The 21,691-nt window shown below is 47.8% G+C and carries 18 protein-coding genes; 9 read left to right on the top strand and 9 right to left on the bottom strand.

Going from position 1 to position 21,691, the window contains the following annotated elements; translation table 11 throughout:
- Window positions 1-13: 13 nt before the first annotated feature.
- From ACZ5KY_RS06155 to murI, 3 genes are read right to left on the bottom strand one after another with little or no spacing between them, the layout of a single operon-like run.
- Entirely contained in the window at window positions 14-2,428 is a 2,415-nt protein-coding gene (locus ACZ5KY_RS06155) for a homocysteine S-methyltransferase family protein (RefSeq protein ID WP_464243022.1), read from the bottom strand.
- On the bottom strand, window positions 2,425-3,045 hold the full coding sequence (locus tag ACZ5KY_RS06150; protein ID WP_464243021.1) for a GerMN domain-containing protein: 621 nt from the start codon (window positions 3,043-3,045) through the stop codon (window positions 2,425-2,427). Before ACZ5KY_RS06150 ends, ACZ5KY_RS06155 begins: the two co-directional genes overlap by 4 nt.
- Before the next feature lie 16 nt (window positions 3,046-3,061).
- On the bottom strand, window positions 3,062-3,880 hold the full coding sequence (gene murI, locus ACZ5KY_RS06145) for a glutamate racemase (RefSeq protein ID WP_464243020.1): 819 nt from the start codon (window positions 3,878-3,880) through the stop codon (window positions 3,062-3,064).
- A 276-nt stretch (window positions 3,881-4,156) separates the two neighbouring features.
- Between murI and ACZ5KY_RS06140 the strand changes: the two genes are divergently transcribed.
- The 5 genes from ACZ5KY_RS06140 to ACZ5KY_RS06120 all read left to right on the top strand — a co-directional run bounded on the left by ACZ5KY_RS06140 (window position 4,157) and on the right by ACZ5KY_RS06120 (window position 9,141).
- On the top strand, window positions 4,157-4,471 hold the full coding sequence (locus ACZ5KY_RS06140; protein WP_464243019.1) for a hypothetical protein: 315 nt from the start codon (window positions 4,157-4,159) through the stop codon (window positions 4,469-4,471).
- Window positions 4,472-4,493: 22 nt separating this feature from the next.
- Window positions 4,494-4,748, top strand: coding sequence for a cytochrome c (locus ACZ5KY_RS06135; RefSeq protein WP_464243018.1), 255 nt, complete (start codon window positions 4,494-4,496; stop codon window positions 4,746-4,748).
- A 226-nt stretch (window positions 4,749-4,974) separates the two neighbouring features.
- Window positions 4,975-6,381, top strand: coding sequence for a lipase family protein (locus tag ACZ5KY_RS06130; protein WP_464243017.1), 1,407 nt, complete (start codon window positions 4,975-4,977; stop codon window positions 6,379-6,381).
- A gap of 2,126 nt (window positions 6,382-8,507) precedes the next feature.
- Entirely contained in the window at window positions 8,508-8,843 is a 336-nt protein-coding gene (locus tag ACZ5KY_RS06125) for a type II toxin-antitoxin system RelE/ParE family toxin (protein WP_464243016.1), read from the top strand.
- 7 nt (window positions 8,844-8,850) lie between these two features.
- Entirely contained in the window at window positions 8,851-9,141 is a 291-nt protein-coding gene (locus ACZ5KY_RS06120) for an XRE family transcriptional regulator (protein WP_464243015.1), read from the top strand.
- A 653-nt stretch (window positions 9,142-9,794) separates the two neighbouring features.
- Here the strand turns inward: ACZ5KY_RS06120 and ACZ5KY_RS06115 are convergent.
- From ACZ5KY_RS06115 to ACZ5KY_RS06105, 3 genes are all read right to left on the bottom strand, one after another.
- Complete coding sequence (locus ACZ5KY_RS06115) at window positions 9,795-10,439, bottom strand: CDP-alcohol phosphatidyltransferase family protein (protein WP_464243014.1); 645 nt, start codon at window positions 10,437-10,439, stop codon at window positions 9,795-9,797.
- Window positions 10,436-11,563, bottom strand: a complete 1,128-nt coding sequence (locus ACZ5KY_RS06110; protein ID WP_464243013.1) for a pyridoxal phosphate-dependent aminotransferase — start codon at window positions 11,561-11,563, stop codon at window positions 10,436-10,438. The genes ACZ5KY_RS06115 and ACZ5KY_RS06110 overlap by 4 nt, the downstream gene beginning before the upstream one ends.
- A gap of 117 nt (window positions 11,564-11,680) precedes the next feature.
- A complete protein-coding gene (locus tag ACZ5KY_RS06105) occupies window positions 11,681-12,589 on the bottom strand; it encodes a phosphocholine cytidylyltransferase family protein (RefSeq protein ID WP_464243012.1) in 909 nt (302 codons plus the stop codon).
- 1,550 nt (window positions 12,590-14,139) lie between these two features.
- Between ACZ5KY_RS06105 and ACZ5KY_RS06100 the strand changes: the two genes are divergently transcribed.
- Window positions 14,140-14,532: a CxxCxxCC domain-containing protein gene (locus ACZ5KY_RS06100; RefSeq protein WP_464243011.1), complete on the top strand. Its 393-nt coding sequence runs from the start codon at window positions 14,140-14,142 to the stop codon at window positions 14,530-14,532.
- 41 nt (window positions 14,533-14,573) lie between these two features.
- A complete protein-coding gene (locus ACZ5KY_RS06095; RefSeq protein ID WP_464243010.1) occupies window positions 14,574-15,077 on the top strand; it encodes a nucleoside 2-deoxyribosyltransferase in 504 nt (167 codons plus the stop codon).
- An 810-nt stretch (window positions 15,078-15,887) separates the two neighbouring features.
- On the opposite strand, the gene ACZ5KY_RS06090 is transcribed toward ACZ5KY_RS06095, so the two are convergent.
- Together ACZ5KY_RS06090 and ACZ5KY_RS06085 are read right to left on the bottom strand one after the other, a co-directional pair.
- Entirely contained in the window at window positions 15,888-18,011 is a 2,124-nt protein-coding gene (locus tag ACZ5KY_RS06090) for an acetate--CoA ligase family protein (RefSeq protein ID WP_464243009.1), read from the bottom strand.
- Between the two features lie 165 nt (window positions 18,012-18,176).
- Window positions 18,177-18,995 carry a hypothetical protein gene (locus ACZ5KY_RS06085; protein ID WP_464243008.1) on the bottom strand — a complete coding sequence of 273 codons (819 nt, stop codon included), beginning with the start codon at window positions 18,993-18,995 and terminating at the stop codon, window positions 18,177-18,179.
- 604 nt (window positions 18,996-19,599) lie between these two features.
- Between ACZ5KY_RS06085 and ACZ5KY_RS06080 the strand changes: the two genes are divergently transcribed.
- A complete protein-coding gene (locus ACZ5KY_RS06080) occupies window positions 19,600-19,815 on the top strand; it encodes a FeoA family protein (protein ID WP_464243007.1) in 216 nt (71 codons plus the stop codon).
- Here ACZ5KY_RS06080 and ACZ5KY_RS06075 read toward each other — a convergent pair.
- The gene (locus tag ACZ5KY_RS06075) at window positions 19,812-19,946 is read right to left on the bottom strand and encodes a hypothetical protein (protein WP_464244677.1); all 135 of its coding nucleotides are present in this window, start codon (window positions 19,944-19,946) and stop codon (window positions 19,812-19,814) included. The two genes, ACZ5KY_RS06080 and ACZ5KY_RS06075, sit on opposite strands and share 4 nt — an antisense overlap.
- On the opposite strand from ACZ5KY_RS06075, the gene feoB reads away from it, so the two are divergent.
- Complete coding sequence (feoB, locus tag ACZ5KY_RS06070; RefSeq protein WP_464244640.1) at window positions 19,891-21,675, top strand: ferrous iron transport protein B; 1,785 nt, start codon at window positions 19,891-19,893, stop codon at window positions 21,673-21,675. The two genes, ACZ5KY_RS06075 and feoB, sit on opposite strands and share 56 nt — an antisense overlap.
- The last annotated feature ends 16 nt before the right edge of the window (window positions 21,676-21,691 follow it).

Raw genomic sequence — 21,691 nt, 5'->3', positions numbered from 1 at the left:
GTGACGCAAACGATTACTCAGCAACGTTCAATAATTTCTTTATTTTAGCCACAGCTTCCAGCGCATCTTCAGCATAGAGATCAGCACCAATTTCATCGGCATATTCTTGCGAAACAACAGCACCACCAACCATGGTAAACACCTTCACCCCAGCTTCGCGCAAGGCATCAACGGTCACTTGCATCTGTTGCAGAGTGGTGGTCATCAGCGCTGATAAACCGACAGCATCCACATTCTCCTCAACGGCTCGTTTTACAATTGTCGCCGATGTCACATTTTTACCTAGATCAATCACCTCAAAACCATAATTCTCAAGCAGTGTACAGACAATGTTTTTGCCAATATCATGAATATCACCCTCTACCGTTGCCATGATGATTCGACCAAGAGAGACTATTTCACTGCCCTTCATCTCCTGTTTTAACCGTGTAAAAGCTGTTTTCATGGTATCGGCACTCAACAATACCTGCGGCAGAAAAATCTGATTGGCACCAAAGCGACGACCAACCTCTTCTAAGCCAGCTAACAAGCCTTCATTACTGATCGCAAGAACCTCTAAACCTTCGGCCAGAGCTTCTTCGACCAAGGCCGCCACGCCATCCTTATCACCATTTATGACCGCTTGAGCCAAGCGCTCACGCATGGTTGCCGGGCTAGCACTCGCCGTTTCGGTGGTTGCGACTGCGGCACTCACCCCAGCATAGCTGTCGATATACCGTTCCGCACGGATGTCTTTACCTAGGAGCACCATGGCGCTACGAAATGCGCCCATCATCTCACCGTCTTTTGGGTTAACAATCGCCGCGCTTAGCCCCGCCTCTAACGCCATGGCGAAAAAAGTGGATGACAGAAGTGGCCGATTCGGTAAACCAAAGGAGATATTACTTACGCCGAGAACCGTCGCCATCCCCATCTCTTGACTCAGAGTGCGGATCGCTTTTAAGGTTTCAATCGCCTGATCTTGCTCGGCGGAAACCGTCAACGCTAAACAATCAATGACGATATCGCAGCGGGGAATCCCCAGCGCAACTGCGCGCTCAATAATCCGTGTGGCAATATCGATTCGACCTTGGGCGGTTTTCGGAATACCAGAACCATCGAGGGTCAGGCCGATAACGGCTGCCCCATATTTTTTCGCCAGCGGCAACACAGCATTCAGGCTTTTCTCCTCGCCGTTCACCGAGTTAATAAGTACTTTACCGTCGGCGGCTTTCAGGCCACGCTCTAACGCTTCAGGATCTGAAGAGTCGAGCACCAATGGCGTTCCCGTTACACCACTAATGGCATAAACAGCTCGCTCTAAGGCCAACGGCTCATCGGCCCCAGGTGCACCGCAGTTGACATCGAGCAATGTGGCACCAACAGTCGTTTGCTCCTGTGCTTCACGACGGATATAAGCCGTTTTACCTTCACGTAGTTCAGCACTGTAACCTTTTTTACCGGTCGGATTAATCCGCTCGCCAATGATCGCACACGATTGATCGACACCAACGGCCACCACCTGTGTTCGACTAGAGAGCATGCCGCGTTGTGGTGGAGCGGTCCACTGTTGATCACGCACCGCCAAGGCTTCGGCCATCACGCGAATATGTTCTGGCGTGGTACCGCAACAACCGCCGAGAACCCGCACACCCAGTTCAATCAAACGATCATGGCAGTTGGTCATCTGTTCGGGACTGGCAGGGAATACCGTTTCGCCATCGACTAAAATCGGCAAACCAGCATTGGCTTGAGCAATCAACGGCACTGAGCATACGGCACGCATCTGCTCAAGGATTTCGCACATCCCCTCAATACCGAGGCCACAATTAGTACCGATCACATCCACCTGTAATCCTGCTAAGGTGACCGCCGCTGCTGCGGGAGGCGTTCCTAGTACCGTGCGTCCGCCATCATCGAAGGTCATCATCGCCATAACGGGCAAATCGGAATACAAACGGCAAGCCATAATCGCTGCCTTTAACTCACGAATATCCAAAAATGTTTCGCAGGTAAGCAGATCGGCACCGCCATCAACCAGAGCGCGAACTTGTTCGCCAAAGATCTCCACCATCTCATCAAAACCGGCATCGCCAACGGGCTCCAAAAAACGACCAGTAGGGCCAATACTTCCGGCAACAAAATCGGTTTCAGGGTTCAATAACGATTGACGCACCAGTTCAACACCGCGCACATTGATCTCATGGACACGATCTTCTAAATCGTAATGCATCAGCTTACTGCGTGTGCCACCAAAGGTGTTGGTGACGACAATTCTCGCTCCCGCTTCGGCATATTCACGATGCACCCCCGCGACCACATCGGGCGCATCAAGATTCATCTGCTCAGGACAACCACCCGCTTTTAAACCACGCGCTTGAAGCATAGTCCCCATAGCGCCATCAAGAACGAGTACGTGCTGTTTTATCGCCGTTAAAAATCGACTCATTGTGGCTGATCTCCTGATGTTTGTGGGGCAACCTCAACAGCTTGCACCTCTGTTTCTTGACGAACCAATGAAAAATCGGCGACGATGGGCTGGCGCAGATCAACATGGCCGCGTAGCGTTGCAATGGCCTTGCCATCAACGCGGATCAATAGTTTACGAATATAGGGGAAATTTGCCGCAATGGTATTCACCAACGCATGAACGGTTAACAGTTCGGAGGTACTGCCACCAGGATGGTAGGAGATCAAAGACTGATTAAAATTCAGCTCGGCGGTGTCATCGACAATCTTTGCATCGAGCAATAACGCATGCTCTGGGAGCACTGGTACCAACTCCGAAGCTGGGCCAGAAATAAGTTCCTGCACCAACGCCATAACACACTCCTTATCGGTTGCGCATTCATCAATAAAGCGCACCTCCTGAACAAGGAATGAACTGGCAACATCACCAAAATAGAGTGTCACATCGCGTTGCACTGCGGTACTATCAATCACAACGTGAACAGGTTCAACCGTCTCTGGTGCCGAGGTTATGTTAAACGGGTTAAACACCACCGCCATGCCAGCAAAAAAAGCCAGCAAAGCCAGTACGCCAATCCAAATCATCATTTTTTTCATGCTACAGCCTCCTGGTTCACGGCGTTATATCGTCAACAAAATCCAAAGTCACTCGCTCAACATTCGGCAGTTCAGTTCCGAGAAAAGCCTCACCAACACGAATAAACCGATGCGGCACATCGGTGACATAAAACTGCCATCCCCCTTGGGTCTGATCATTTAACCAGCCGCGCTCAGCTAACAGATGAGCAACCGTTCGCGCGGTTTCCTCTGCGGAGTCCACCATCCGTATAGAATCGGGTAACAGCCGCGACAATGTTGGCTTCAATAAGGGATAATGGGTACAACCGAGCACCAAGGTATCTATCTTGCTCGCCAACAGCGGAGCTAAATACTCGCGCGCAGCTAACAGAGCCACCTCATGTTCAGCCCAGCCCTCCTCGGCTAACGGCACAAACAACGGACACGAAGCCGAAACCACCTCAACGCTCGGTTTAATATTTCGCAGAGCCTGCGGGTAAGCATCACTCGCTACCGTTCCTTCTGTACCAATAACGCCAACCACATCACACTGGGTTAAACTCATCGCTCGTTGCGCGCCGGGATCAATCACCCCAACGACAGGGACATCTAAGCGTTGCTGCAACAGCTCCAAAGCCACCGAAGAGGCGGTATTACACGCCACCACGACCATCTTCACCTGCTGTTGGATCAAAAAATTCGCCGCTTCAACGGCATACTTTCTCACGGTATCAGGGCTTTTGGTTCCATAAGGAACCCGAGCCGTATCACCCAGATAAACCAAGTTTTCACTGGGGAGCAAGTGCCGTACCTGCTGTAACACAGTTAAGCCACCAACACCTGAATCAAAAATACCAATTGCATGTTCGTTCACGGGAATCTTCTTCTATAAAAGTAACCCCATCACGTTAAACTGGGGATCAATGCTAATCTGACTTAAATAAACTACTCTTTCACTCAACAACAACCATCGTAGTACAAACTAGCGATAATAGGCATAAACACGCGATGAGTCAAGGTTTTCACACAATTTCACCCTTGTGTTTTTAGTGAAAAATGGTATGTTTTTCATTCGTATACTCGCTACCCACACATATTGCACCACTCATGGTTTAATGGTGTTCGCGATCAACAGAATTGGATACGGTTTATGGACGAGGCAACAGACTGGGCACAAGCGCTTCAAACACAGCAGATCATTGGTTATATCAACGATCTCGACCTGCTTCATAACCCGTGGTTTATCGCCGGGGCAGTTTTATTTGTTCTCATAAGCCTGTTTATGAAGTGGAGACTACTACTCACCGTCGCCATTAGCCTTGTAGCACTCATCACCCTCACCACTCTCGTCAGTGCACAAGGGACCGATGTCAGTAAATCATCGGACGGCATCTTCATATTCCTCGGCGGCGGCGCGGCCATTATGTTTTTTTTCATCTACATGCTATTTATGCGGGGCGATTGACCCCAGTAAGGAAACACGACCTGTGACAAAACGCGATATTATTACCCTAGCCATTGGCCTTGCCGTGGTTTTGTTTCTGCTGGCTGCGCCCGACGAGACAACTCCTCACCTGCCATCAGATGACACCCACGCTGAATTTCACATCCTGTTTCAAAAAGATGGCAAAAAAGCGGCAGAAAAATTTTGCAAAGATTGCCACGGTCAAGAGGGGATGGAATTCCCTAAGGACCATCCAGATCCCAACCGCTGCTTGTTTTGCCATAAAGCAAATCGTTAACGCTTAACAAATAGGCCCGACTCAATTTCAAACTGAGTCGGGCTTTTTTTTGCATCGCACGATAGTCTTTAATTTCTTCGGCACCGCCCTCCCCTCACCAATTCAAAACAAACTATTTGCCGCCTTAAATTAACATATCCTCTTGACAGCATTAACCGTGGCGCGGATAGTAAAAATCTCTTTGTTAGTTTTTTATGATTGTTTTGTTTTTATTGGGAGGTGCTTAGTGCGCTTAATTTTCGTTCACGGCTGGAGCGTTACCACCACCGAGACCTACGGCCAACTGCCTGAAGCCCTCGTTACTGCAACAGCCAACAGCCCTCTCCAACTCGACATCCACCATATCCAGCTCGGCAAATACGTGAGCTTTAACGACGAAGTCAACCTCGACGATATCGCTCGCGGCCTCAACCAAGCCCTGCTCGACCTTGACGACGATCACGATCAAATCCAGCCATTCTCCTGCATCACTCATTCGACAGGTGGCCCCGTCGTTCGCCATTGGATCGAGGAATTTTACGGTTCTGACAATCTCGATAAATTACCCCTTAAACACCTCGTCATGCTGGCACCTGCCAACCATGGCTCGGCACTGGCGGTACTGGGCAAAAAACGGGTCACCCGTATTACCTCATGGCTCAAAGGGGTGGAAGCAGGGCAACGAGTGCTCGATTGGTTATCCCTCGGTAGCCTCGGTCAGCGCAAACTCAACCGCAACGGGCTTGACTACCAGTATAGTGCCAACAACATCTATCCGTTCGTTCTCACGGGTCAAGGGATCGACAGAGAGTTATACGACTTCATCAACAGTTACTTAGTTGAGCCGGGTAGTGATGGTGTAGTTCGGGTCGCCGGTGCCAACATGAACTACCGCTTTTTTTCCCTAGAGCAAACCAATGAGGTTGTTCGCCAAGATCCGGCAACCACCCGCCTTGTTTATGACGATGACAACCACGTACAAATCGCCCCCAGTGTGCCCCTTGGCGTGTATCACCACTACAGCCATTCCGGTGACAAAATAGGGATTATGAAAAGCATTACCGCCGCCAAAGGGGAGTCTCAACCCGTGGTGGCCGATATTGTTAAATGCTTACAGGTTGACAACGAAGCCGACTATTTGCAGCGCGGCCACGAGTTAACTGAACTTACCGAAAACGAGCAACAACGTGCTCGCGCCATGCGCGGCACCGAACGCTACGCCATGCTTATTTTTCATATCCATGACGATCAAGGCAATCACCTCTCTTGTGATGATTACGACATCCTCCTCCTCGGTGGTAAGGACTACCAACCCTGCGATCTGCCCAAAGGTTTTTTCATCGATCGGCAGATGAACAGCTCTACCACTAACCTCGTTTATTACATCAATGTCGATCGCATGCATGACATCAAAGATGGCTTGTTTGGTATTCGCGTGTCAGCCCAGCCTGAGAGTGGTTTTGCTTATTACTGTATGGCTGAGTTTCGATCTGATGGGGTATCGATGGCTGATGTGGTGGTAGCGAATCAGACGACTTATGTGGATATTACTTTGACTCGTTGTGTGGATCGGAATGTGTTTCGGTTTGCGGATGCTGAGGAGCCTCGGGGCGAGTTTAGTGGGGTTGGGAGTGATGGGGGGCGGGTTGAGTAAACTTGGCTATTGTTTCGGCAATGTTAGCAAAAATGGGACTGTCCCCAGCTCCGTCGGGGGCTGTCCCGATCTTTTGCGGTATCAATAGCGATTAAGAAATTTAATACGGGGAGTGTCCCTAGTTTTCTTTGAAAAACTATATGACAGTGAACATATGTATTAAGAACACCAGCAATTTAAAGAAAATTTATCGAGTTTTCTTTAAGGAGGTACTATTAGGGTATTTATAGTTATATTTTTCTTTAGCTTTCTTTCTTTTATCCCAAGACTATCTAAATTACTTTCTCAATTTGGTGTACCACCCTTGTTTTCGTCTTTAGGTGCTTTCAGCATTTTGGGATTTATGATTTTCTGGCTAAATAAAGTTGAATACAAAGTTAAATTTAAACCAGAAGTTCAAACTGTTACGAACCTTCCAAAAGAGACACTTCTTAAATGTCCAGAATGTTCAATGGTCTGTAGTCGTGGTGATTTTACAGATGATTTTTGCCCCGATTGCGATAAGCCAATGTCCTAATTTGACAATAATTCGTAAGTGTCAACGACTTAGTTATCCGATACTTCTCAGGCTTACCGTATTGATGAGTATTTGTAGTTTTTGGGTGTAAAGATATAACCTGATCGGATTTAAACACTATCACATGCAAATTTTGTTCAATCTAGTTGTTAGTAATTACTAGAGAATGATAAAGGCTGAAACTTTCAATAACTTTAGATAGCTATAGCCCTAATTACTTCAACTTTGTAGTTAATTGGCAGTAACGACAAGAAAAAACACCAATTAAAATCGAGCAAATCGTGACGGCACTAACATTAAATGCTCAATTCATTCTGTCAAATTTTCAAGTCACGCTGCTAAAGAAAAAAATTCATTCAGTAACAACGTAATCAAGTGGGCGGTTGGGACATCTGCAATGGGGGCTGTATAGTTTGGTGGTTCTTATAGGTCGTCAAACCGCCGCTTATTCTGAATATTGAGGGGTAGAAATCATGAGAAAGCTAATAGCATACTTTTTCGGTTCGATTGGATTACTTATGCAAGGCGGTGCCTTTGGAATTCCTGTCTACGTGATATTTTTTAACGGGTCAGCATGGTGGAGTCCTGCTTTCTTTCTACTCGGATTTGCAGGCATGATACCTATAACGATAATGAATAAAATGCTCGAAGAAACTTCCAGTTAACCTCATGTATAATCTGGCCGGTGTAGTCGCGTAGTTGACTTTATAAGTATCAAACGTGTAAATGATCCTACACAAGCTTACAGTAGCAGGCCTAGCTTTACGCAACCCACTGCCCCCCCACCAGTAAACATATTCAGCAAAACCAAGGGTATATTCTATATCACCAACGTCAACTAAAATAATCCTCTCCGTAAAATCAGCAAGTTAAACATGTAGCCCTATTTTTTACATACTATTACTGCTATTTGGAAACCCCGAGGAGTCGCTGCTGACACAGTGGACAACTCCCCCATTTGCCGCAGCCGAACGCAATGAGCGTCAACGAGAAGGTTTCCGCTAACTGTTTGAACGAAGTGAGTTTTAGCGGATTCTCGTTGTAAGCGATTGGAGTGAGGGAACCCGAAGGGCAAGACAATTGCGGGTCATGTTTTGCCTACTTTTGGATGACGCTAAAAGTAGGGCGACGCCCGGGGGCACAACCCCGGTTTACTTCAGCCAACGAGAGTTATTATCCGCAGCCGGATATTGATCACGACCCACAAACCAAGTTCAAGTTCGCGGGTCTCGTCCCGCAGCCGACGTCCTTTTTTGGCTGGCCTCAAAAAAGTAAGCAAAAAACGGCCTTGAAGTTCACGCCTGCAGCGGGCAAAACTCTACCTACCATGAAGTTATTGCCCTCTTACATAGCATTGGCGGCTCGTCGGCCTCTCGACCTCCAAATCGGTTTTAATTCGTCATGTCGGTGTAGAGTATTTTGGATGTATGCGGCGCTCAACTTTTAGTGTGGAACCTAAATTTAGTGCGATTACGAAAACATTTGCAATGCAAGTGTTTGCCAGTGGTCGGTGACCACTTTTCGAAGCGTGGAAAAACTACCCAGCAACGCCGCCCCCCTCTTAATAACATACCAATTGACACTAGCACCAAAAAAGGTACAATAAAGCATGAATCAAACACCATTCAAGGTTAAATTTTTCAGGCAAACAAGCGGCAAAGAACCCGTTCGCGAATGGTTAAAAGAGCTTGACCAACTGGATAGGAAGTTACTCGGTGAAGACATCAAGACCGTTCAATGGGGTTGGCCGTTAGGGATGCCACTAGTTAGAAACCTCAAGGATGGACTATGGGAGGTTCGCACAACTCTCAACAACCGAATTGCCAGAGTGATTTTTTGTACAAAGGCTGGAAACATAGTTCTTTTGCACGGTTTTATAAAAAAGACGCAAAAGACACCGAAGGACGACATTGCCTTAGCCAAACAGCGCATGGCAAAACTGTGAGGATATTATGACAGACAAAAAAAATAAGCATATCGGCAGTGATTTTGATGATTTTTTAGAAGAGGAAGGGATTCTTCCTGAAGTTGAGCTTGTCGCGGTAAAACGCATTGTTGCTTTTCAAATTGCTGAACGGATGAAAGCCGAATCGATTTCTAAATCAGCTATGGCTGCAAAAATGCAAACAAGCAGGCCATCTCTTGAGCGTTTACTTGACCCAGAAAATCTCGGCGTTACGATTAAGACGATAGCAAAGGCTGCTGCAGTGCTTGGCAAACGGGTTCATATCTCTTTAAGCTGACCAATTCAGCACCAAACGCCCCCATTTGCCGCAGCCGAACGCAATGAGCGCCAACGAGAATGATACCCGTAAACTGTCTGAGCGCAGCGAGTTTTTACGGGTTTCTCGGCGGGCGCGATTGAAGTGAGGGAACCCGAAGGGCAAGACAATTGCGGGTCATGTTTTGCCTACTTTTGGATGACGCTAAAAGTAGGGCGACGACCGGGGGCGCAACCCCGGTTTACTTCAGCCAACGATGGTTATTATCAGCCGTTCAATGTTGATCACGACCACCCTCTTAAAACCAAAAAACCAAGTTCGCGAGTCTCGTCTCGCAACCGACGTACTTTTTTCACTGGCCAAAAAAAAGTAAGCAAAAAATGGCCTTAAAGTTCACGCCTGCAGCGGGCCACACCCTACCTACAATGAGTCCGTTTCCCTCTTACATAACATTGGCGGCTCATCGGCCTCTCGACCTCCAAATCGGTTTTAATTCGCTATGATGGTGTAGAATATTTTGATTGTATGCGGCGCTCAACTTTCGATTGCGGTTACAAATGAGATGATTACCAACCAGCTCATCGTAGTTACCGAAAACCGTAATTCTTATTGATTAAACATAGAACAATCAGGACTCCAGTTAACAATAAAACTAGATTGAATAGCACTACAGATCAAAGCATTTTCCAGCCATAAACCAGCGTCAACAGTACCGTGTAGCCGGTAACAGCGTAATACCAGCGACCAGCAAATTTAGGGGTCTTGATCGAAGCGACGTTGAGAGCAGCGAGAGCCATCAGTATCACGTAGATAACAGGGCCAAATACCGCAGGACTGAACAGCTCCTCGAAGAGGAACAAAAAGACCAGAATAATGACATTATTGTCGAGGGCTAACCCCCAATAGGTCGATTTATCCACCAGACCAAAAACATTAAAATAGCTCAGCCGGATCACGCCGATGGCGACAATGATAAAGGCTCCGGGGATGTACCATGGGCTGAAATGACCATAGCTTAGCAGGACAACAGCTGGACAAATTCCGAAGCTGACGATGTCAATCAGCGAGTCGAGCTGGCCGCCATACTCTCCCTGCTCTTTAGTTCGCCCTTTCATCCGCCGAGCAATAATGCCATCGCTCCAGTCGAAAAAAACCGCCCAAATCAAGCCAATCATCGCCGCTGGAAAATTGCCTAGGAAAGCATAATAGATTGCGAGTACTGCGCACAGCAGCCCGACCAACGAACAGAGGTTCGGCAGGTCTTTTGCGTAACAAAGTATGGCTTTCGGTGCTTCCGAGTTATTTGCTGATGCACTCATGACAAAGTTTCCGCGGCAACAATTGCCTTCAGCGCTTGCGCGACAAGGAGATTTTCAGCCTGGGTGCGGCTAGCAATACGGATGTAACGGTCGGACTCTGGCATGGTCTTGCCCTGACAGTGTTTGATGTAGATATTGTGATCGACAAACAACCTGCGGGCCACTTCGGGACCAGAAGCAGAGTGCTCAGGTAGACGACAGAAGATATAGTTGGCATCCGGCCGATAGACCGTTAATCCGTTGATGGCAGAGAGATCCTGATAAAATTGATCTCGATCGGCCCGTACCAGATCGCAACTGGCAAGGAACTCCTGTTGATATTCTGGAGCATGCACCAAAAAAGTTTCGGCAAAGCCGTTGAGGTTCCAGATATGCAGCCCTTGACGAACCTGATCGGCAAACAACGCATTAGCCGTCAACATATAGCCGATGCGCAACCCACAAATACCGTAGGCCTTGCTCATACTCTTGAAAATGGCAAGGTTCGGATAATTGGCGATATCCCCTTCTAGAGTTTCCTGATCACGATCCTGAGCAAAATCAATGAAAGATTCATCGACGATCAACATACAGTTATGCGCAGCCAGTTTGTCGAGCAGGCGTAAAAGATCGGCTTTAGGGACCAGCAGTGAGGTCGGGTTGTTCGGTGACACAACGACCGCCACGTCTGCCTTGTTGCGGATCGCTGCTGCCGCAAATTTATCGACGTCCAGCTGGAAGGATGGAGCTTCGAGGGCGAACTCAATGACGTTTTCAGTCGGCGCAGCATTCGCATATTCATTAAACGATGGTACTGGAACAATCAGCTTTTTGGCCAAATGCCCAGAGACAATCTTGATTAGCTCAGCCGCGCCATTACCGACCACAATCCGTTCAGCTGGTTGCGCAATCAAAGTCCCCACTAGCTCGGCCAATACATTCTGAGCCACCGGATAGTTGAGCACCAGTTCATGAATTTGACTGGTCAACTGCTGAAAGAAACGTTCAGGCGGGAAATAGAGATTATAGAGATAGGCGTGATCGATAAAATCATGCCGCCAATAGCCGCCATGAAGCTGTTCAATTTCATCAAATTGTTGCTGTTTGTCTATTACCTTGGTAACTGTTGTATTTTTCTGTGTCATATTTTATTTTCACTTTCTATCAAAACTTAAGTCGACAGGTGGCATTGATCAAAAAGACTGGTCACCAAGTCATTCTACTGCGTAACCATACCCAGGCTCACTCTCGAAAAGGTTGGCTTAACTCGGGGTCACCAGTGGTAATGGAAGAGGTAACGGGATAACTGCTTCTGCCACAAGCGGGACACTACCAATGCTCAACGCGTTCTTAGCACGGCTGCTGATCGCTTCGCGCAGGGGTAGCAATTTCTCATCCAAAACAGTCTTGATCCGGGAGGGCTCTGGAAACATTTTCTCTGCCGCACTGAGATCCTCTAAAGTATCAATCTCGTACCAACGGGCGGCATCAAAGAAGACCGGAGCAAAGGAGATAGTCCCTTCAGCGACCATTTCGGCGAAAACTTCTTCATAGTAACCGTTCACTTTTCCGGCAGAAATATATTGATCCAGACGTTCTTGAATCAATTTCCAAGTCTTGCGGGAAAAGTTATAGATATTCACTGTTTTATAGTGACTGGCATCATTGCGGCTTTTTGCTCCTAGGCACATCGCTTCCAGCTGCTTGGAACCATTAAGTGTCACCGTGGTACCGTTCATCCAAGGGAGCATTTTAGAAACAGCAATCCGATCAGGCTGTAGCATCGGCGTGAGGAGTTCCGGTTGAAAAACCAGATCGCTTTCAATCAACAGAAAAGGCTCATCGATCTCTTTGCCGGCCAACCACAAGGAGTAGATGTTGTTGGTGGTTTTATAGCGTGGGCTATCAATATAGGTGATTTCAATCCCCGAATAACAGCTACCAAGGTAAGCTTCAATCACTTCAGATAGGTGGCCAGTGACCACAAACAGACGCGTAAAACCATGACTGTGCAAGGAGCGCATCAACCTTTCAAGGATAGGGATTCTGTTAACTTCAACCAAACATTTCGGGGCTGAATCTGTCAATGGAGAGAGTCGACTCCCCATGCCAGCTGCCAACAACAAGGCAGTTTTAACCGAGGTACCATCATTTGAAAGGTTTCTGTGCATAAAACTCCAGTAAGCTAGTGATAGAGAAAGTAAATAAACGAAAACATTGATAGAAGTCTGGCCCAGCACGCGGTCCTTGTCTGTTTCGGTGCGCAAGCACGACAAAGAGCCTGCGCTTAGAGCAGACGTGTCAAAATGGGTAACGTGGGTCTTTTACGCAAGAACTAAAAAGAACCCGCGGTAAGAACTAAACAGCAAAAGTGTAGGTGTGTAGACGGGTTTTCTTCGCGAATGCGAGAAAAACCTAAGATGTAACCTGAAGGACTACAAGAATAGATATGTGTTATGGAAGGGGTCGTTGACGTTAATGAATACTCTATCCAGTGCATTCACGACAACCGGGACCAACTATTAAAATTATATCTATATTCGGCCAAAGTCAAGATCGATAATTTAATTTAATAAAACTACGGCACACAATAAACATTCAAAATACCTAAACTTCTCAATATATGAAGCCATTGAACGAACCCCAGAACCCCGAGGGGCCGTTGTTGACACAGTGCCCCCCATTTGCCGCAGCCGAAGATTGATCACGACCCACAACCACACAAACCAATAAACAAGTTCGCGAGTCTCGTCTCGCAGCCGACGTACTTTTTTAGTGTGGAGGCTATTGCAGTTACCGAATCTACTGCGAAAAAGACTGAATGGCCCATATTTCCGACAATCCTCAACAAATAGCCCTGCTATTCGCTCTCGAATTTTCGAAAATCTGGACTCACCCACCCTTCTTCTCGTGACGATCCGTTAACTTCAATACCCTCCATGCCAAAAAAAAGTAAGCAAAAAATGGCCTTGAAGTTCACGCCTCCAGCGGGCCGCACTCACCCTACAATGTTTCACCTTCCCTCTTACAACACATTGGCGGCTCGTCGGCCTCTCGACCTCCAAATCGGTTTTAATTCGTTATGATGGTGTCGATTATTTTAGTAGAGTTTGATTTTCTACTTTTAGGGTGGTACCTAAATTAATAGGGAAACCCCGAGGGGACGCTGCTGACACAGTGGACAAACTCCCCCATTTGCCGCAGCCGAACGCAATGAGCGTCAACGAGAAGGTTTTCCGCTAACTGTTTGAACGAAGTGAGTTTTAGCGGATTCTCGTTGTAAGCGATTGAAGTGAGGGAACCCGTAGGGCAAGACAATTGCGGGTCATGTTTTGCTTACTTTTGGATGACACTAAAAGTAAGGCGGCGGGCGGGGCCGCGTACCCCGCACTACTTCAGCCAATGAATGTTATTACCGCAGCCGAATATTGATCACGACCCACAATCACACAAACCAATAACCAAGGTCGCGGGCCGCACTTTACCTACAATGAGTCCCCTTCCCTCTTACAATACATCGGCAACTCGTCGGCAACTCGACCTCCAAATCGGTTTTAATTCGTTATGATGGTGTCGATTATTTTAGTAGAGTTTGATTTTCTACTTTTAGGGTGGTACCTAAATTAATAGGAATTACGAAAACTCAATCTATGTAGTCGTTTGCCAGTGGTCGGTGACCACTTTTCAGAGCAAGAAAAACACCCTCAGAAAGCAACCCTCAATGAACAAGCGAGATGACACCACCAAATCAACAACAGCAGAATCGCTCAATCAACAAGAGTGGGAAAACATCTGCAACCGCTGCGGTTTATGCTGCTTTGAAAAAATGCGCGACCATAGAGGGCTCGTCATCAGCACACCAATCCCGTGCCGCTATCTCGATCTCCATAGTCATGAATGTAAAGTCTATAACAAGAGATTTACCGTCGGCGAAAACTGCCAACAACTCACACCAGAGACCGTAACGACGGTGGCTTGGCTACCAGAGGAGTGTGCTTACCGTCAACGGCAATCACCTTTGCCACCCGTGAAGAAACAGACAGAGAAATTTAGGAGAAAGAAAGCGATCAGGCGAAAAGAGTCACCGTATTATCAAGACGACACCAATACGTAATCATTGATAACGCACGCAACACCGACAAAGGAGAGATGCTTATGAAAAAGATTTACCTCGCTGGCCCCGATGTTTTCGAACCAGATGCAATCGATGTTGGTGAAAAACTAAAAATACTCGCCTCGAAATATGGCTTTATTGGCCTATTTCCCCTCGACAACATGATCTCTAACCAAGGGACACCCCATGAAGTTGCCAGAGCTATCCGGGATGCCAATATCAAGCTGATAGAATCTGCTGATATTGTCATGGCAAACCTGAACCCTTTTCGCGGAATTGAACCCGACTCAGGAACCGTTTTTGAAGTTGGATACGCAACGGCACTGGGCAAGCCAGTGTACTGTTATTGCGAAGATTGCCGAGAGATGATCGTAAGAATCAGAGAAAAGCAGCAGCTCGATGCCAGTGCGTTACAGTGTCGAGACGGGAAAATCATTGAAGATTTTAAGCTTTCCCACAATTTAATGATGATTGATCAAGTGGTGGCAATGGATGCTGAATCGTGCTTGGCTTATATCAAAAAACAACAGGTTGAACATGATTAAGGGTGAAATCACGGTTCAAAGCGAGAGCTAACGCAACGCTGCTGACATAATGGGTCTGGAGTCAGGTCTTAAATTGACATATCTCCACCACTCTCCCCTATTTGCCGCAGCCGAACGCAATGAGCGTCAACGAGAACGTTTGCCCGTAAACTGTTTGAGTGCAACGAGTTTTTACGGGCTTCTCGGTGGTAGCGATTGAAGTGAGGAACCCCGAAGGGCAAGACAATTGTGGGTCATGTTTTGCTTACTTTTGGATGACACTAAAAGTAAGGCGGCGAGCGGGGCCGCGTACCCCGCATTACTTCACCCTATTTTTGTTGTTAGCAGTTGCTTAATGTTGACCGAATCCCACAAACTTCAAAACCAAAAAACAAGTTCGCGAGTCTCATCTCGCAGCCGACGTCCTTTTTTGCAAGGCCCCAAAAAAGTAAGCAAAAAATGGCCCTGAAGTTCACGCCTGAAGCGGGCCACACTCAACCTACAATGAATCCGTTTTCCTCTTACACAACATTGGCGGCTCGTCGGCCTCTCGACCTCCAAATCGGTTTTAATTCGTTATGATGGTATAGAGTATTTTAGTAGTGTTTGGTTTTCTACTTTTGGTGTGGAACCCAAATTGTTTTGATGAATGAAAAAACTTAGCCATGCAGGTGTTTGCCAGTGGTCGGCACCACTTTTCAGGACCAAAACAGTCGCCCTTAACAAACACGGTGATAGTTAACCGCAAAAAAATGGGACAGCCCCCGACGGAGCTATCCCATTTTTACACTCTATGCAGAATCAATATACCAGCAGACAAACCCACTCGTTTTATTCGGAATCGGTATCACAAAAAGAGATCTTGTACTTATCCCAAATATCAAGAGCAATCGCCATAGGTTTCATCATGGGAACAGTATAGGTATGGAACTTTTTACTGTACAAGTACTTGCGGCACTTTGATATGTATTCAGAAAAACCCCGTGGTGAAACGATCAGTGGTTTTTTCAATTCTGAACGGAGATCGGCAAGTTTTTCAGGCAGGTATTCTGTAAGGGTCGGCACCTGAAAGTAGATGGCACTGAGGATGATGTCGGTGTTGGGGTCTTCATCGATGATGCGTAACGTATCGATTAACCGCTCATCGCGGCAGTTGCCGAACAGGTCGATGGGATTGCCACCGATCCCCTGTAAAATATGCTCTTTATCAACGTGGTCTGCACTGCCCATATTGTCACTAATCAGTGCGCGCAATTTTTCTTGTGTTTGCGGGGCATAGCTTGCCAGCGGCAACCCGACGGACGTGACTTGGTCGGCTAATAAAATACCAGAACCACCACCAACACTAACGATGCCAACACGCTTGCCAGGCGCTAGAGGCTGAGTAGTTAGAATAGACAGAATGTTAACCAGTATCTTTGTATCTTCTGTTAACTCTTCGATAAGATACAGACCTGCTTGACGACACGCTGCGCGAAAGGCTTCATGGCTTCCGGCCAAGGTTGCAGTATGCGACAGCGTTGCCGCAGCCCCGCCACCAGAACCTCCTTTGACGACAAGGATCGGCTTCTTTTCAGCGACCTGTCGGGCGACATTCATGAATTCGTAACCGTTTTCAATGCCTTCAAGATAAATGGCGATAATTTTTATCCGCGGATCGTCACCCATGTGAGCAAGAATATTTGTCACGCTGACACTGCTGGCGTTACCGCATGAGACGCATTGGCCCAGATTGACTTCATCGGCCTTGAGCATCTCCTTTAATTCCAGGCTGACGCCGCCACTTTGGGAGATGATGCCGATGCCATTGGCTTCTTCAATGACGCTGGTTCGCTGTGCGGGGATATAAAAGGTATTAAGCCCGGTGAAATTGTCGATCACCCCCATACAGTTGGGGCCGATATAGGCCACATTGTATTTTTTGCTCAGAGAGACCAAGCGATCCTCAAGGTCGGTTCTTCCGGACTCGGCAAAACCGTCGCTAAAAATAATCGCCCCTTTACCTCCCATTTGGCAGAACTCTTCGAAACAGCGCACTGTTTCTTCCGCATTGATAGCAAAAACACCAACGTCTGGAACTTCAGGAAGGTCGCTCAGTGACGGATAGCAGGTTAGCCCTTGAATGGTTGTCAAGCGCGGATGAACCGGAAAAATCTTGTCAATTCGCATTGAGTTTTTCAAGATGATCCCACCCATTGTTCCGGGGCGCGATGCACCGACGATAGCCACCGATTTGGGCGAGAAAATGGCCTGAAGACTTTTAAGTTTTTCAGCTAAATGCTCACTTGGCTGAGGACGGAAGACGGGTTCTCCCTGAATGACCCGTGTATCGACAATGCTGACATCATTCTCATAAACGATGACGGGATTAAGGTCGAGTTCATGAATCTCAGGATGCTCGGCCATAAGACGGGAAATATTCATGGCCACAGTGATGATCGATTCTTTGTCGAACACGTCGCCGCGGTAGCCATCTAATATCTGACCTGCCTTGGTTTGGGACAGCATATCCAGCACATCTTCGCGGGTTAAAACTCCGACACCAATGGCAACATCAGCAAGCAATTCGACATTTTTCCCGCCGAGGCCAACCATAACGACTGGTCCGAAAGCCGGATCTTGCTTGGCGCCAACGAGTACTTCCAGACCGTTTTTAGCCATCGGCTGCACGAGAACACCATCCAGCTTTACGACTCCAACTTTTTGAACGTTAAACAATAGCTGTCCATAAGCCTTTTTTATTGCTTCTGAGTCTTGAAGGTTTAAAAAAACGCAACCAACATCGCTCTTGTGGATAATTTGAGAAGAGATCCCTTTCATGACAACAGGGAAACCTATTTTTTCTGCTGTTGCGAGGACCTCTTCAACGCTTTGCGCCATTTCTCCCGGCACAGAGATATGATAGCTGCTTAGTAGTTGTTTTGTTTCGTTGAAACCAATTTGATTTTGACTCATGTGCGCTCCTATTAACCATCAAATTTAAAAAAGTACATTTTTGGTATTTATAGCTGAATAGATCCATAAGATAAAGATTTAAAACGTGCTGATTTCATGAGGAAACTAACAGGACAATATTGCCTGTGGCCGGTGACCACATTTCAAAGCAGGAAAATAATTCACTTATTTCAAGCAACTCTTAACGACAACAGATATTGCCAGATCAAGATCACATTCCGGATCAAATACTGGCCCCAACAACTGAGCCAACCCAGGCCGAGTTTGCAGGCGATCATCCCAACATGCCGAATTACATAAGCGCCGCAACTCGGCGCAAATCCAATTGAAGTTTTCGCCGCGACTCAATTTGCATTCGGAACCAAGGGCCGTATAGTCGAGCATATCCTGACGCAGTACCATGGCGGGTAAATCTTGAACATAGAGATGGCAAAAAGGTTGGCGCTCAGAATCGACACTCTGGCTAGTACTGGTAACTTTCTTACGCATCATTAAGCCACCAGTAGCTAGTGCCCGACCGACAGCGAATTTTTTCGTGGTGATGGTCTCACATTGAACGGTATTGATAATTCCCGCGCCGCGCAGCAACAACACGATACTTGAGTAATTCAGCGTGAGTAGTTTTCCATTCTGATCCGACAGAATCAACCCTTCATCAGAAAAATTCAAGCGCTGAACAATAAACCGATTCTGATCATTTTCCAGCTCAATTGAATCAAGGCAAAGAGTATCAAAGCCCGCAGTACTCAAGTCTTTCGCACAATTAGCAGCGAGATCATCATTGGCAAAACTGGCCACTACGGCTGGGCCACCACTGGGAATATTAACCCGAGCGCGTGCTTCGTAAGGGGTAACACCCAGAACAGCGGCAAGTTCTTTCGCCCGCATAGCCATATCGCCCTGTATGTTATCGATCGCTATAATCTGCATAACTTCACCGTTATCGTTATCGTTAAAGAGTTCAGTCCCCTTAAATAAAGACACCATCGTCACCGACGATGAGTGTAACAGAATCCCCCTGTAGCAATCATCAACCAATAATTCAAAATGAACATTGCTAACGCAGACGACAGGCCCTCTATTTGCTATCGCAACGCAACAAGCTGTTTCGGGGCACATTCCACACTGTGCATCTACACAGCATCATTACGTGGATCATTAGCCGATCTTTTACGCGTCTAACTGTGGCCGAAGGTGAGTTGCTTTGTTAGAGTAACATCCATCAAGGCTTGTTGTGGCAGGCGAGACTTGATAAACCTCCTTTCTTCTTAGTTATAAAATAAACAAAGCCGATTCGGATGCCTCCCCGAATCGGCTTTGTTGCGTTTGATGAATAAATTTGTCCCATTTCAGACCAATTTAAATCAACCATAACAGTCTCAGCATCTCTTCCTCGTCGTGAAAAACCTAGCAGAACCAGCACTTCCGCAGACAAAAAACACCAAAAATAATCCTTTTAAATTGAACAGATAGCCATCAAGTTGATAAAGACTTTCATTTTCTTGTTGACACAGGCAGCGCACTTCTCTAGCTTAATGAAACCGATTATCAAAATCGTAATCATTCACAGTCTAGGAGTACAAACCATATGAGTCTCAGCGATCTTAGCCAAGGCCAAAAAGCCCGAATCAGCCATATCCCCGATGAAAATTTACGCACTCAATTACTCCGTTTTGGCATCACTACTGGCAGCGAAATCCGCTGCCATTGTCGTTTGCCCTTTGGCCCTGTGGTGGTGAAGTTTGCCGGCCAGGAGATCGCCCTCGGTCGCACCCTTGCTAACCAAGTCCACGTCGAACGCTAGTCAGGAGAACGACCCATGAATACAGCCCACAGCGCCGCCATCTTTGATGACCTAGCCGCCAAACGAAAAATTGTCTTGGTCGGCAACCCCAATGTCGGTAAATCAATCTTTTTCGGTTCCTGGAGTGGCATCTATGCTGATGTCTCCAATTTCCCCGGCACCACCGTCGAAATTCAGAGCAGCCAGATAGGCGACGATGCCCTGTTCGACACCCCCGGCGTCTACGGCGTATCGTCATTTAACGATGAGGAGCGTGTTGCTCGCGATGTCATCCTCGGTGCCGATGTGGTGGTCAACATCATCGATGCCACCCACCTAGAGCGCGATCTGTTCCTCACCTTACAGGTGATCGACATGCAGATCCCGATGGTGGTGGCATTGAACTTTTGCGACGAAGCGGAAGCCGCTGGTATTGAGATCGATATCCACGCTCTGGAACAGCAACTCGGTGTTCCTGTGATTGCTACCACCGCCATCAAGGGACAGGGAATTAAAGAGGTTTACGCGGCTCTTAATTTAGCGCGACCCGGTATCGCCAACGCTAAGATTGAAGAGCAAGTGGTACAACTTCTTAGCCGCGTTGATACCCGCCCCGAAGCGCTGCTAGTCCTTGAAGGTGACTGGAATGTCGCCCAACGCCACGGTGTCGAGCCATTGGCCGAGCGCGAGCAAAGCTACCTGTGGCGACGTCAACGTGCCGATGAGATCTTGACTGAGACGGTTAAACGTCCCGGTGAGCAACGTCAATTCCGTGATTTTCTTGGCCGCTGTTGCCTATCGCCATTGACCGGCATCCCCATTTTGTTTGCCGTATTGTGGGGCTGTTACGAATTGATCGGTGTTTTGGTGGCGGGCGAGATCGTCGGCCTCACCGAAGAGACCCTGATGCAAGGATACTGGGAACCGTGGATTCGTGATTTGGTTGGTGGTTGGGTCAGTGAGGGTTCGGTGCTCGGCCAGATTCTGATCGGCGAATTCGGCGTGTTGACCATGACCGTCACCTACCTACTCGGCCTGTTGCTGCCGTTGGTGCTCGGATTTTATGTCGCGCTATCGATCCTCGAAGACTCCGGTTATTTGCCACGACTGGCAACGCTGGTCGACCGACTGCTGAATACCATTGGCCTTAACGGTCGGGCGGTGATCCCAGTGATCCTCGGTTTTGGTTGCGTACAACTTGGCACCATCACCACGCGCATACTCGGCTCCAGCCGCGAACGTACCATCGCCACCGCGATTCTCAATTTCGTCATTCCGTGCAGTGCTCAACTCGGGGTGATCTTCGGCATGTTGGCCGCCGTCGGCATTCAGCTCAGTCTGGCTTATGCCGCGGTGATCTTTGTCTGCTTGGCGGTGATCGGCACCGTGCTCAACCACGTGCTCCCCGGTACCAGTTCGGCTCTGCTGATTGACCTACCACCGATGCGCCTGCCACGACTCGGCAATATCCTGCGTAAAACCAGCGTTCGTACCTACTTCTTCATGAAGGAAGCCTATGTCTGGTTCATCGTCGGTGCTCTCGGCGTTTCAACGTTACAAATAAGTGGTGGTTTAGCCCTATGGCAAAAACTGGTCGCACCACTCACTGTCAACTGGCTCCACCTGCCTGCTGAGGCCTCCACCGCCTTTGTTATGGGCATGGTCCGCCGTGACTTCGGCGCTGCCGGACTCACCGAACTGGCGCTGAGTCCGTGGCAAGTGGTGGTATCGCTGGTGGTTATTACGCTGTTTGTCCCCTGCATCGCCAGCTTGATGATCCTGTTCAAAGAGCGCGGCGTCAAAGAAGCTATGACCATCTGGCTCGGTGCTTGGGTCATTGCCTTTAGTGTCGGCGGCCTATTAGCACAACTGGTGCTGTAACAATTAGCCTCTTAAC

It is taken from the genome of Desulfuromonas svalbardensis (assembly GCF_055389415.1).
This window is presented reverse-complemented; position numbering and strand designations above follow the sequence as displayed.

What these genes read in the sequence shown, in the direction of transcription:
- ACZ5KY_RS06155 (WP_464243022.1), bottom strand. Translation starts at nt 2,428, where the DNA reads ATGAGTCGATTTTTAACGGCGATAAAACAGCACGTACTCGTTCTTGAT.
- ACZ5KY_RS06150 (WP_464243021.1), bottom strand. Translation starts at nt 3,045, where the DNA reads ATGAAAAAAATGATGATTTGGATTGGCGTACTGGCTTTGCTGGCTTTT.
- ACZ5KY_RS06140 (WP_464243019.1), top strand. Translation starts at nt 4,157, where the DNA reads ATGGACGAGGCAACAGACTGGGCACAAGCGCTTCAAACACAGCAGATC.
- ACZ5KY_RS06125 (WP_464243016.1), top strand. Translation starts at nt 8,508, where the DNA reads ATGAATCAAACACCATTCAAGGTTAAATTTTTCAGGCAAACAAGCGGC.
- ACZ5KY_RS06120 (WP_464243015.1), top strand. Translation starts at nt 8,851, where the DNA reads ATGACAGACAAAAAAAATAAGCATATCGGCAGTGATTTTGATGATTTT.
- ACZ5KY_RS06115 (WP_464243014.1), bottom strand. Translation starts at nt 10,439, where the DNA reads ATGAGTGCATCAGCAAATAACTCGGAAGCACCGAAAGCCATACTTTGT.
- ACZ5KY_RS06110 (WP_464243013.1), bottom strand. Translation starts at nt 11,563, where the DNA reads ATGACACAGAAAAATACAACAGTTACCAAGGTAATAGACAAACAGCAA.
- ACZ5KY_RS06105 (WP_464243012.1), bottom strand. Translation starts at nt 12,589, where the DNA reads ATGCACAGAAACCTTTCAAATGATGGTACCTCGGTTAAAACTGCCTTG.
- ACZ5KY_RS06100 (WP_464243011.1), top strand. Translation starts at nt 14,140, where the DNA reads ATGAACAAGCGAGATGACACCACCAAATCAACAACAGCAGAATCGCTC.
- ACZ5KY_RS06095 (WP_464243010.1), top strand. Translation starts at nt 14,574, where the DNA reads ATGAAAAAGATTTACCTCGCTGGCCCCGATGTTTTCGAACCAGATGCA.
- ACZ5KY_RS06090 (WP_464243009.1), bottom strand. Translation starts at nt 18,011, where the DNA reads ATGAGTCAAAATCAAATTGGTTTCAACGAAACAAAACAACTACTAAGC.
- ACZ5KY_RS06080 (WP_464243007.1), top strand. Translation starts at nt 19,600, where the DNA reads ATGAGTCTCAGCGATCTTAGCCAAGGCCAAAAAGCCCGAATCAGCCAT.
- ACZ5KY_RS06075 (WP_464244677.1), bottom strand. Translation starts at nt 19,946, where the DNA reads ATGCCACTCCAGGAACCGAAAAAGATTGATTTACCGACATTGGGGTTG.